Annotated in this window: 7 protein-coding genes; 6 read left to right on the top strand and 1 reads right to left on the bottom strand. The window is 43.0% G+C overall.

The genetic code is table 11. The features are described 5' to 3' along the window. Positions 1-57 precede the first annotated feature (57 nt). The gene (locus ACT3QQ_RS04430; protein WP_444527081.1) at positions 58-5,049 is read left to right on the top strand and encodes a translocation/assembly module TamB domain-containing protein; all 4,992 of its coding nucleotides are present in this window, start codon (positions 58-60) and stop codon (positions 5,047-5,049) included. Positions 5,050-5,193: 144 nt separating this feature from the next. On the opposite strand, the gene hemP is transcribed toward ACT3QQ_RS04430, so the two are convergent. Continuing rightward, positions 5,194-5,352 carry a hemin uptake protein HemP gene (gene hemP / locus ACT3QQ_RS04425; RefSeq protein ID WP_444519836.1) on the bottom strand — a complete coding sequence of 53 codons (159 nt, stop codon included), beginning with the start codon at positions 5,350-5,352 and terminating at the stop codon, positions 5,194-5,196. A gap of 299 nt (positions 5,353-5,651) precedes the next feature. Here hemP and ACT3QQ_RS04420 point away from each other — a divergent pair, with 299 nt between their 5' ends. The 5 genes from ACT3QQ_RS04420 to proB all read left to right on the top strand — a co-directional run bounded on the left by ACT3QQ_RS04420 (position 5,652) and on the right by proB (position 12,793). After that, a complete protein-coding gene (locus ACT3QQ_RS04420) occupies positions 5,652-6,767 on the top strand; it encodes an NUDIX domain-containing protein (protein WP_444527080.1) in 1,116 nt (371 codons plus the stop codon). A gap of 427 nt (positions 6,768-7,194) precedes the next feature. Then, positions 7,195-8,274 (top strand): lipocalin family protein, encoded by a 1,080-nt coding sequence (locus tag ACT3QQ_RS04415; RefSeq protein ID WP_444527079.1) that lies wholly within the window; start codon positions 7,195-7,197, stop codon positions 8,272-8,274. 331 nt (positions 8,275-8,605) lie between these two features. After that, a complete protein-coding gene (locus ACT3QQ_RS04410) occupies positions 8,606-10,048 on the top strand; it encodes a glyceraldehyde-3-phosphate dehydrogenase (protein ID WP_444527078.1) in 1,443 nt (480 codons plus the stop codon). Between the two features lie 289 nt (positions 10,049-10,337). Next, a complete protein-coding gene (gene cgtA, locus ACT3QQ_RS04405; RefSeq protein WP_444519468.1) occupies positions 10,338-11,543 on the top strand; it encodes an Obg family GTPase CgtA in 1,206 nt (401 codons plus the stop codon). A gap of 77 nt (positions 11,544-11,620) precedes the next feature. Next, on the top strand, positions 11,621-12,793 hold the full coding sequence (proB, locus tag ACT3QQ_RS04400; protein WP_444519469.1) for a glutamate 5-kinase: 1,173 nt from the start codon (positions 11,621-11,623) through the stop codon (positions 12,791-12,793). Positions 12,794-12,815: the final 22 nt, after the last annotated feature.

The raw sequence follows: 12,815 nt of genomic DNA, 5'->3' as shown, positions 1-12,815 counted from the left end.
TATTTATTACTTATCGTACCGATTGCTGGTCTTCATTTTTTAACGTAGTTGAGTGTCATGCTGACAGAAAATACCCCGCCCGATAATGCACCAGATGAAGATCCAGCACAGCGTGATGCCCGTGCCGTTAAGCGTTGGTATCCGTTGTCATTTCTGCTCAAACTTCTGGTATTGGTACTTATCGTACTAGCCATCATGTTTGCCCTCTTTTTTTATGCAGCAGGGACTGATGCTGGTACAAAGTTTATATTGGAGAAAATCAGTGTTGAGACAGGTATTGATTTCAAATACGGGCGCGGTAACCTGCGCGATGGTATTTGGGTTACTGATATCGATATCGAAGCGACTGAGGATCTTGAAGTACTAGTAGATAAAGCCTATGTCAAAATAGGCTGGCGCGCAGTGTTTGCAAAAGAAGTACATCTGAGTGAAGCACACATTCAGACTATAGAGATTCTCAATAAAAAACCGCCTACTGGTGAACCGTTTGATTATAAGACCTTAAAATTGCCAGTAAACTTGCGTTTTGGCCAAGCAAAAATTAAGAAAATCACCTACAAACAAGTGACTAAAGATCCTATTGTTGTTCAAAATATTACGGCTCGTGATCTGACGTGGGTAGGTAGTACGGTGACAGTTGGCCGTGGTGACTTGCAGTATGCCGATATCGTGAAAGTCAGTGCCTTACAAGGAGAAATCGACTTACAAGGCGACTATCCACTAGATTTGAGTGCGATTGCGGAAGTCAGTGCTCTTGAAAAAGCCTATATCGACCCATTAAACATCTCTGCGACGGGAACGCTCAAACGTACTGTCGGCAAAGTACGCAGTCGCTATAATGATAGTGATGTTAAAGGCGACTTCGTAGTACAAGGGTTAGACTCAGGTGCGCCATTTAATGCAAAATTACAGTGGGATGATGTTCTTATTCCTTACGCTGATAGTCAAGATATTCGCCTACAAAGCGGTACTGCTACTGCTACTGGTGTGATTTCTGAAATACGGCTGCGTATTAATACTGAATTGACGGCCAAAGACATCCCATCAGGTCATTACCAAGGCCGCGCCGTTATTGCTGACAGTCAGCTACGTATAGATCGTCTAAGTGCTGACGTACCAGCTGGACGTTTGGCATTACAAGGTATTCTAGATTGGAAAGACAGTTTTGAGGCCACGGTGCGTGCGACAGGTAATAACTTTGAAATTCGCCGTGCTATTCCTGATGAGTACACTGATTTCAAAGCTTATGCTCCGCAAACTCTTAATGGTAGGCTTTCACTACGTTATCAGCAGCAGAATGCTACTGGTAATACGCAGATTGATGCAGATTTACGTCAGCGTGATGGTGAGCACATTAATGCCAATATGATTCAAGGTAAAACCTCTGCTAAATCTAAGCAGGTTGCGCCTTGGTATATTGATGCCAACTGGAAAAACCTAATTCGCCGTAACGTACCCAATATTGGCAATATTAATAGTCCTAATGGGCAAGCGAACGTTATCGTTCGTGGTTCGACCCTATCAGTCGATGCCAATGCCGTTATCAATGAGCTCAATGCTGCTCCCAAGGGTAACTACGATGTACGTATACGTAAGGCTGGCGATGTCATAGATATCAGTCGCCTTAACTACAACGGTATAGTAGGAGATTTATCGGGTACAGGACAGATTCAGTTAGCGAGCAATCAGCGTCCACTAACATGGCAAATTGATGCCAGTACCAAAGGTCTACTCCCTAAAAAGTATCGTAGTGACTTACCGATTGAACGTCTAACAGGCAATATAAGCGCGCGTGGTCGATTGTTGAATATCACTAAAAATGGCGAAAGTGGTCAGCGTCACGTGATTACTTTAAACAATACGGATATGCAAGCACAGCTTGATGCGACCCAAGCAGGTCGTGCTATCGGTATCGCAGGTGCTGGTGATGCCAGTGTCGATATCGTGGCTGGTGAGCTGTCGGTATTCGATGCGCGTTTTGATGGTCAGATTGATACGGCAGATGTACCGCAAGGACGTCTGTCTATTAATGCTGCGGGTACGCCAAAACTGATTAGTATTCGTAAGCTAAACTATCAGGGTGAAGCTGGCGCAGTTGATGCAAAAGGGGTTGTTGATTTACGTGAAAATATCGGCTGGAATGTAGATGGTCGTTTTGATCAGTTCAATTTGGGTTATTTTTTACCCAATAATCCAGTGATTATTATAGGCGATCTAAAGACCAGTGGTGAATGGCAAAACGCGCCAAACAACAGCAATACCGCTAGCAGCTTGCAACGCTTTGCCGTAAATTTCAACGGTATATTGGATGCTGAGCAATTGCCAGCAGGCAAGCTGAACATTCAAGCCAATGGTGACAGTCAGTTGATACGTATCAATCGTTTCAGTCACGTAGGTGCGGCAGGTAGCATTGATGCCAGCGGAACCGTTGATGTGCGTCAAGGTGTTGCGTGGGATATCAATGCAGTCATGAATCGTTTTAACATTGGCTACTTCTTAAAAGATACCCCAAGCCTTATCACTGGTACTATTGATACAGATGGCCGCTGGAGTGACACGCAGCAAAGCATCAATATTAAACAAGTCAATCTGAATGGTATGCTAAAAGGGCAGCAACTGAGTGCCAAAGGCAGCTTATCGGCGAAGATGCGTTTGCCTAAAGATTTAGCAAGTTACTTCAAGCGTCTACAGACCCAAGATGCCCAAACACAATATGAACAAGTAAATGCTTTAATTGATAGTCTGAATGCCAACAACCTTGTGCTACGTTGGGGTGACAACTATGTTACGGCTAATGGTAATGCCAAACAGCTACAAACCAAAATTAACATCACCAGTTTAGATCAACTATCAAACCAACTGGCTGGTAAAGTCACTGGCGGTGCCACGCTGTCTCAACCAGTGGGTCAAGCACTGCCTACTATATATATTGATTTGGTCGGTGAGCGACTTGCGCTGCCGGGCTTTATATTACGTCAAGGCAGTGTACGCGGAAAGCTCGTCAATTTAGCCAATAGCCCAAGCCAACTAGTCGTGACTGCTGAAGGCCTAGATGCTGCTGGGCAAAGCTTTGATAGTGTCAAAGCATCTTTTAGTGGGACAGAAAAATCTCATGTGGTCGATCTAAATATAGCCAATAAGCAACTCGATGTTGGTGCTAGGGTTAAAGGCGGTTTTGATCGAGACAAGCTAAGTTGGTCAGGTGTCATTGGAAAAGGTCAAATCAAATCCAAATATGCGACTTTAAATCAATTACAACCTGCACAGTTGATTGTGAATTTACCTTACAACCAAAATGGTGAGAACCGAGATCTAAAAGTACAGCTTGCCGCTCATTGTTGGCAGGCTGCGGATCAAACAGGAAAACTGTGTCTACGAGAAAAATTAGTAGCATCGCCAGACCAAGGTGAAGTTGATGTAGCGTTGCAGAATTTAGATGCGTCGTTATTCTCAGTGTTTTTACCAGAAGATATTGATTGGAATGGTAAGATTAATGGTAAAGCTATTGTTGGATGGCAACGTGGTCGTCCACCAACCATCAATACCACCCTATACTCAGACAATGGCAAGATCGGCCTAGCTCAAGACGGTGAGAGCACATCGATGACTCTGCCGTACAAGCGCGTGTCGCTCATCGCTGTATCTGTGCCTGAAGGCATCAAGCTACGTACTGATATCAATACTGGACGCGGTGCCCGTGGTTATGCTGAAGTGATTGTAGATCCTTATAAGGACCCTAAACCAATCTCTGGGGCACTAGTGCTGAACGAGCTTGATCTTGCGATATTTAAACCTTTCTTCCCTGGTATGCGCGTTCTAAGAGGAAACGCCACAATGGCTGGTGGCTTAGGCGGTACCTTAACCAAACCGCAGTTCTATGGTGACGTAAAACTCTCTAATGGTCGTATTGCCATGCTTGATTTGCCAGTGAATCTGTCTAAAGTAAATGCTGAAGCCAAAATTCGTGGCACGCAAGCAACGATTGATGGCACTTTTAATAGTGGTACAGGTGAAGGCGCATTAACTGGTACAGTCGACTGGCAGCAAAAATTACAAGCCAAATTGAGTATTGTCGGTGAAGGTCTAGTCATTACTCAGCCGCCACTACTGGTAGCCGAGATTGATCCTGATATCGATATTATCGTGCGCCCAGGTGACCGTTATGTCGATATAAAAGGGGCAGTCAGTGTACCGTCAGCGACCATTCGTCCGCCTGAAGCCAGCGAAGACATCATCACTCAAACTGAAGATGCAGTCGTACTAGATCGTCGTTTGATTGGCAATATCGAGGAAGTACTGGCTATCTCAAAACCTTGGTCAATCAATGCTGATATCGGTGTTGATTTAGGTGATGATATAAATTTCCGTGGTTTTGGCGCAGTCATTCCATTGGCAGGTGCAATTAATATTACTCAGAATGGTACAGGTATCATGCGTGCTAGAGGTGTTGTACAGGTTTCACGGCGTACCAATATTAATGCCTTTGGACAGAGCCTAGAGCTGAACTATGGTCAAGTCCGTTTCAATGGTGACGTGATGAAACCTAGCTTGAGTATTGAAGCGGCCAAAACGATTAATAGTAAAACAGTTGGTCTGCGCGTCAAAGGGACAACTGAAAGTCCCAATATTACTGTATTTAATAATGCAGGACTGACCCAGCAACAAGCAATGAACGCATTGGTAACGGGCCGCATCGATAACAAGAGCGCGACGCAAATCAGTGAGCAGGGGTTTAAATCGCAAGTAACTAATAATTTGGCCGCTGCTGGATTGAGCTTTGGCCTTAGTGGTACCCGCAGCCTAACCAATCAAATTGGACAGGCTTTTGGCTTGCAGGGTCTGACGGTTGATGCTTCAGGCAGTAGCGAAGATACCAATGTTAATGTCACAGGTTATGTGACACCTGATCTGTACATCCGCTATGGTGTGGGTGTTTTTAACGCACAAAACAGTCTTTCTGTTCGTTATCAGTTGACACGTCGTATCTATGTAGAAGCAAGTTCAGCAGCGGAAAATGCAGTGGATGTGGTCTATAGTTGGCAGTTCTAACTTATTTTTTAGTGGAAAGCCGCTTTCTGTTTGATAACGACGCTATCGGCTATAGCTTTTAGATTGTGCAACTCATAAAAAAACGCCTTCATTATGAGGCGTTTTTTTATGAGAATACGGAGAAAGGTTTTGTTGAAAGAAACGTTATTTGGTTAAAATTAAGCGGTTGTTACGAGTTAGGCGTAGTCGATACTCTTCGCCTCCATGCTCGATACGTACCTCTTTAGTTAATGCAAATAGATGTTGTGATTGCAAAGTAGGTAGACGGTTTTCACGACAGTTTAAATAACGAGAGATGACCATGCTCATAGTAAATTCCTTTTGGAAAGAAGTGGCTTAAAAATTGGCTAACCATAGCGTAATTGTTTACTAACGATAATAATTATCATTTAGATTTGATGAATTTGCAAGGTAATTGATAAAATAAAATGCAGTTATTATGTAAACTTATCTAAACTTAGTGTCATAAACTGTCTTAAACTAATATTTTATCTATATAAATTAATAGGTTGGGTAATAAGTTAATACAAGACGCTCAGCCTATAAAAACCATTAAATTATCAAAAATAATCAGAGTGAACGTCGAAATAAAGGATACAAATATGTCGAATGAGCCAGATCAACAGTCAGAGACGACTACTAAAACCAATAAACCAAGCATCATCAATGTCGCAGTAGCTGTTATTCATCATAAAGATAAGTATTTGCTGGGGTTTCGAAATGCCGCTCAACATCAGGGTAACTTATATGAATTTGTAGGCGGAAAGATAGAGCCAAATGAGCACGCAGAGCAGGCGTTGATAAGAGAAGTGGCTGAAGAGACGGGTATACTGCTTAACGACAATACGATCGTTAAGCTCGGTCGCTTACATCATGATTATGGCGATAAGCAAGTCAGCTTGCAGGTCTATAAGATTGAGCTAACAGTAGAGCAGTATGAGCAGCACAAATACTGTGAGAAAGGGTTAGAAGGGCAGGCATTGACGTGGGTAAGTAAGTCGCAGCTTTTGGCAGGAGAGTATCATCTGCCCGCTGCTAATAAGACAATCCTTGAATGGTTGAAACTCCCATCGACGATAGTGATTACGTATCCTTTGACACATTTTGAAGCGCAGTCAAACCCAAAAGGTGCGTGGCTAAAATATCACCAAGAAAAATTAGCATCAGATTCGTGGGTGTATATCCGTTTGAAGGACTCTGACTCAGAGAGTGTTGCCGAACAATTGATGAAGGACCGTCCAGATATTTTAGTGATTCTACCTAACGATAATGAACAATATTTAGATGACAAGCACTTTTCAACTACCGGTGATACAAAGACTACTCAGCAAGTAGTTGCCAAGCATTTAACACACTCGACACTAATACAGTTATTTGACGAGATTGGCAGTTCTACAGCTAGCATACAGTCACTGCCCAAAGATTACCCGCTTATCGTCAGCTGTCACGACATTGCGAGTATCAAGGCTGCCAATCAGTTAGCCAAAGCTCGTCTAAACCACAATTTGCCACCAATCATAGGCGCGTTCTTATCTCCTGTATTAGCGACGCAAACGCATCCTGATACACCACCACTTGGCTGGAAGGCGTGGGCAGACCTAGCAGAGTTGGCAGATATGCCTATCATCGGTTTGGGTGGTTTATCACCCACTATGGCTGAGAAAGTAATAATGTATGGTGGTATTGGCGTGGCAGGGATTCGACAATTTCATCAATAATATGATTTAAACATATGTCGTAAACTAAGATTTAACCATGAAAATCGATTAACGGTAGTTGAATAGTTATAAACTCAGTAAACGTAGATTACTAATTTTAAATTTATTTATCCAGTAAGTAACGATGTGTGCGCCCTACATCATAAACCCATCGTTATTTACAAACCGTTGCTTTTCCCTACATTGAGCTACTGTTTTAATAGTCCAGTTGTCTTTAGTATATATTGCATATTTACGATGCGTTGATCTTATTTCTATAGATGACTGACTAAAAGTAATGTTCAAAATATAATAATAAAAAAACTTTTATACGGTTACATTCTGCACAAATGATTTATATCGAAGCAAGTGGCTTACAGAAAACGAGATCAAATAGGTGCCGTATACAAAGCGTTTTTAACAATCACTATTTAAAAATGGTACTCCTATGAAAACCAATAAGTTACCTGAGTCAGCGTGGAATGACTCACAGGCAGCTGGTTCTCACCTTCAGCAGCCCAAAGAGTCGCTCAATGACAATGAATATGGCGATAGTGCCCAACAGACAAACCAAGCTAGCAATGATGCTAGTTATGATCGCGACCGCTCTAATGATGACAGTCATGACATGGCTAGCAGTTATAAGTCATCTGGCTACAAGTCATTGCGAGAGAAGCAAAATAAAAAGCCAAATGAAGATGAGCCACTAATGTCAGGGCAGTTAGATGATGAAATAGATGACCTAAACGGTATTTCTGAAAGAAAGACCGAGGCTGAGCGGATTGGTGTTGCATCGAAAAACAATAATTCACCCTACAAAGAAATACCAGAGCGCATATTTATGAATGGACTTATCAAACATACAGGCATTGCTTTAGCGATCATTATACCGTTAGCAGCGTTTTCAGCCTATGCAGCCACACCACCAATGGACGTGGCGAATCATGGAACGTCTGATAATGCGATGAGCGAGAAAACCACGACCGATATGTTATCAGTCGAGCCAAGTGATATTATTCATAAATCTGCAAGCACGCCAACTACCGTAGATAGCGTAGACTTAAATACCTATGCGGGTACTTGGTATGAGATTGGCCGTTTGCCGATGTATTTCCAGCGAAAATGTGCTGGTGACGTTACTGCCAACTATGCTCAAAAAGATGATGGTTCAGGAATTACGGTTACTAACAAATGTGTGAGCGAGGACGGTTCGGGTATTGTCGCCGAAGGGTTGGCAAAACCAGTAGATGAAAGCGGTAGCAAGCTAAAAGTGACGTTCTTACCGAAATGGATACGCTGGCTTCCAGTTGGCCGTGCCGATTATTGGGTACTGGCACGCGATGCAGGTTACAAAACTGCGCTAGTAGGAACGCCTGACAAAAAATACTTATGGTTATTGGCACGTTCGCCAAATATGAGTCAGGAAACTTATACCAAATATCGCCAAATTGCTCAGCAGCAAGGTTATGACTTGAAAGAGTTTACATTGACGTCGCAGAGCAACCAAACGGTGAGTCTAGCGCCATAATAAACTTAACTAAAATTGCTGCTTTAACTAATTAAATTCTACAGTAATGCTTATTTAAACTACGCCCCGACAAGGCAGCATGTAAGGCTGCCTTTATTTTTATTACTATATGTATATGAGAATGAAAATCATTGTAATCGCTAGCTAAACGGTTACTACTGGCAAAATGAGGCGTTTTAGGCTAAAATCTATGCGATTCAAATACTCTAGTGTTAATAACCTATATTGATAGTGGTTGATTATCATATTAGAGTCGCCATTTAGAGCATATACGACCTATCTAATTTACACTTCTTCATATTTTATTGATCATATATTACTGACCATAAGGATGTTTCTCGTGAGCAACGCTGATACCTTACGCCAATTACATCAAGACCACTTGAACAACTACAACACTCAAGAGCAACAAGCGATTGAGCTTATGGGGCTACTAAACAAGCTCTATAACAAGCAAGACGTACAAGTGACTTTGTTTGGCGAAACGCTAGACTCTACCTCAGTTGGTCAAATACTTGCTTTGCATCAAAAAGTAGCGCTACGCGACCATGGCGTCAAAGCTATCGATATCACTGATACTTTAGCGATGGTAAAAGTCATTTCAGAAAACACTGATATCCAAGCCACTCGTGTCGATGTTGGGCAATTGATTGTCAACGATACTGACGTACAAACCGCTCTACAGTCTATTAACAACGCTAGTGCTGTAAACGGCGCGACGGATGTTGTACTTTACGGTTTTGGCCGTATCGGTCGTATCTTGACTCGTCTGCTACTATCACAAGCGTCAAGTGCAAAAGGTCTACAACTAAAAGCTATCGTGGTGCGTCCAGCCGCTGCTGGTGACTTGGCTAAGCGTATCTCATTGCTTGAGCGTGACTCAATCCATGGTAGATTCCTAGGCGGCATCAGCATTGATGATGATAACAACGGCATGATCGTTAACGGTCGTTTTGTACAAGTTATCTATGCCAAAGACCCAAGCGAAATCGACTATACTGCTTACGGTATCGACAATGCGCTCGTTATCGATAACACGGGTATCTGGAAAGATGAAGCAGGTCTTGGTAAGCACTTACAATCTACTGGCGTGAAAAAAGTACTATTAACCGCACCTGCTGGCGGTGATATCAAAAACGTCGTTTATGGCGTGAATAATGATACTGTTGGTGACGATACGATCGTTAGTGCTGCTAGCTGTACGACCAACGCCATCACACCAACGCTAAACGTGTTAAATGATGAATACGGTATTGAAAACGGTCATGTAGAGACTATTCACTCATTTACCAATGATCAAAACTTAGTTGACAACTATCACAAATCAGACCGCCGTGGTCGTAGTGCTGTGATGAACATGGTTATCACTAGTACTGGTGCCGCAAAGGCTGTTGGTAAAGCATTACCAGAGTTAAATGGCAAGCTAACTGGTAACGCTATTCGTGTACCAACGCCAAACGTCAGCCTAGCAATTTTAAACGTGAATCTAAAAACAGCACCAGCAAGTGCTGACGCGTTGAATGAATTCTTGCGTAAAATGGCTAACAGCAGCACTTGGCAGTCGCAGATTGCTTATACCGATTCTACAGAAGCGGTATCAACTGACTTTGTTGGTACGACTCATGTTGGTATAGTCGATGCTCAAGCCACTATTCTGACTGACAACCAAGCTATCGTATATGTTTGGTATGATAACGAAGTAGGCTATAGTACTCAGGTATTGCGTTTGGCGACTCAAATGGCCGGAATCAGCTACGCTCAGATTCCAGCATAGAGTACCAACTACAGTAGAGCAATAACGTTATACCAAGTATAGTAGGGCTATAATGTCATAAGAATGATGCTATAGCAGATTCTACTTTTAATAGCTTGGCAAGATTTTAACTGTCATACTTAAACACCCGATAGTCCGATTGATTATCGGGTGTTATTGTCATAATGGGCACTAAGTAAAAGTAGCATTTATACAGTGTTCGTTGTGCCATAAAATATAGCAAAACCCTAAAATACAACCGTTGGTTGTAACCAGTTTATAGACTGGATTGTGAATTAAGGAACGTAAGATGCGATTTATTGATGAAGCCGTCGTAACGGTAAAAGCAGGTGACGGTGGTAACGGAATCGCCAGTTTTCGCCGAGAGAAGTATGTCCCACGTGGTGGACCTGATGGTGGTGATGGCGGCAAGGGCGGAGATGTGTACGTCATTGCAGAAGACAACACCAACACCCTAGTTGACTATCGCTATACGCGTCGTCACGATGCCATGCGTGCTGAGAACGGCCATAGTAGAAACTGTTCAGGCAAAGGATCTGATGATCTTTATTTGCCAGTACCAGTGGGTACGACGGTAGTTGATACCGAAACAGACGAAGTATTGGGTGATTTGATTGAGATTGGCCAGACACTACTGATTGCCAAAGGTGGGGACGGTGGTCTAGGTAATACCCATTTTAAAAGCTCAACCAACCAAGCGCCGCGTAAAGCAACATCAGGTTTTGAAGGTGAATTAAAAGTTCTTAAGTTTGAGCTAAAAGTAGTGGCTGATGTTGGTTTGATTGGTTTGCCTAATGCTGGTAAATCGACCTTTATCCGTCAAGTATCTGCTGCTAGACCAAAGGTCGCTGACTATCCATTCACTACGCTAGTGCCAAACTTGGGTGTGGTCGATATTGGTCGTCATCGCTCATTTGTAATGGCAGATATTCCAGGTCTTATTGAAGGTGCATCAGATGGTGCCGGACTTGGTATTCGCTTCTTAAAACATGTTGCGCGTACGCGTCGTCTGCTACATTTAGTTGACGTTAAACCAGTTGATGGCAGTGACCCAGTCGAAAATGCTCGTGTTATCTTAAATGAGCTTGAGCGTTTTTCACCTGAATTGGCTAACTTACCGCAGATTTTGGTATTAAACAAAATAGATCAGGTCAATGACGAAGATTTGAATGCGCTTTGCACACATATTGTGGCAGAATTGGGCTGGACAGGTATGGTATTCCGTACTGCAACGCTAACTGGTGAAGGCGTTGACGCGGTCAAATATCATTTAATGAACGATATCGAGCTTGAGCGTGAGCGTGAAATCGAAGATCCTATCTTCGCTGAAGCACAAAAAGAACGTTTTGAGCGTTTAGAAGCTGAAGTACGTCTGAACACTGAAGCACAGCGTGAAGCGTATCGTGCAGCTCGTAAAGCGGCACGTGAAGGATTGGATACGTCTGATTTTGATGACGATGATGACGATGGCGTTGAGGTAATGTACGTTCCTTAAGCTAGTATGCTTGAGCAGTTATACTTAAATTGTAAACTTAATCCCTACACTCAATTTATATGAAAAAAGGAGTTTATATGGCAGATGACATAGCAAACACGATGGAAGAAGCAAGATTTGTTAAGCAAACTCGCAACTTTGATATTCAGCGCGTTATTGTCAAAATTGGTTCATCGCTGTTAACTAATAATGGTCGAGGGCTGGATCGTACTGCCATATATGAGTGGGCAAAGCAGATTGCTCGCCTGCATAAACAAGGGGTTGAAGTACTGCTAGTATCGTCAGGTGCTGTCGCTGAAGGTGTCGTACGTATGGACCTTGATGAGCGCCCTAAAAAACTAGCAGCATTACAAGCTTGTGCATCCATTGGACAGATGGGTCTGATTGAAACATGGTGGTCAGCATTGATTCAGCATGGTATTCAAAGCTCACAACTATTGCTGACTCATGATGATTTATCTAATCGTAGTCGTTATCTCAATACGACGAGCGCGCTGACGCAGTTATTAGAATGGCGCGTACTCCCTGTTATCAATGAAAACGATACCATCACCATCGATGAGATTAAATTCGGTGATAACGATACCCTAGGTGCAATGGCAGCCGCAATGGTCAACGCTGACTTGTACATTATCTTAACCGATCAGGACGGTGTCTTTACTGATAATCCTCGTGACAATCCTAATGCTAAAATGATTCGTCAAGAACGTGCAATGGCTGATTATTTGTTTGATATTGCAGGGGACGGCGGTAAGCTAGGTCGCGGTGGTATGCTAACCAAAATTCGTGCTGGCCGCCTTGCGGCAATGGGTGGCTGTCCTACCGTTATTGTCAGCGGTGCCATCGATGACGTGATTACCCGTGTGGTATCAGGTGAAGCAGTAGGTACATTGCTGACGACTAATGATGAAGATAAGATCATCGCGCGTAAACAGTGGCTGGCCGCGCATCTACGTATGTCAGGTAGTTTAGTCGTTGACGCAGGGGCTGCCAAAGCATTGACCGAGCAAAATAGCAGTTTGTTGCCAGTCGGTGTTGTCGAAGTCCGTGGTGGTTTTGATGAAGGTGATGTTGTAGAAATTATTCATCAAGATACTGGCGAACGCATAGCTGTTGGGCAGGTCAATTTCTCATCAAATGATGCACGTCGTGTCGCTCGTGAGCGTACCGAACATTTCGATAAGATCTTTGGTAGCAACGAAGAACGTGTCGTTATGGTGCACCGTGACAATCTTGCATTGACTGTATAACGCTTCTATTTAACTCTTTATT

This window comes from Psychrobacter sp. AOP7-A1-24 (assembly GCF_052376235.1).
Classification (GTDB): Bacteria; Pseudomonadota; Gammaproteobacteria; order Pseudomonadales; family Moraxellaceae; genus Psychrobacter.
Note: the sequence above shows the minus strand (reverse complement) of the source record. Positions and strands in the feature narration are given on the sequence as shown.

Excerpts from the sequence above, each read along its gene's own strand:
- ACT3QQ_RS04430 (WP_444527081.1), top strand. The coding sequence starts at position 58 with ATGCTGACAGAAAATACCCCGCCCGATAATGCACCAGATGAAGATCCA.
- hemP (WP_444519836.1), bottom strand. The coding sequence starts at position 5,352 with ATGGTCATCTCTCGTTATTTAAACTGTCGTGAAAACCGTCTACCTACT.
- ACT3QQ_RS04420 (WP_444527080.1), top strand. The coding sequence starts at position 5,652 with ATGTCGAATGAGCCAGATCAACAGTCAGAGACGACTACTAAAACCAAT.
- ACT3QQ_RS04415 (WP_444527079.1), top strand. The coding sequence starts at position 7,195 with ATGAAAACCAATAAGTTACCTGAGTCAGCGTGGAATGACTCACAGGCA.
- ACT3QQ_RS04410 (WP_444527078.1), top strand. The coding sequence starts at position 8,606 with ATGTTTCTCGTGAGCAACGCTGATACCTTACGCCAATTACATCAAGAC.
- cgtA (WP_444519468.1), top strand. The coding sequence starts at position 10,338 with ATGCGATTTATTGATGAAGCCGTCGTAACGGTAAAAGCAGGTGACGGT.
- proB (WP_444519469.1), top strand. The coding sequence starts at position 11,621 with ATGGCAGATGACATAGCAAACACGATGGAAGAAGCAAGATTTGTTAAG.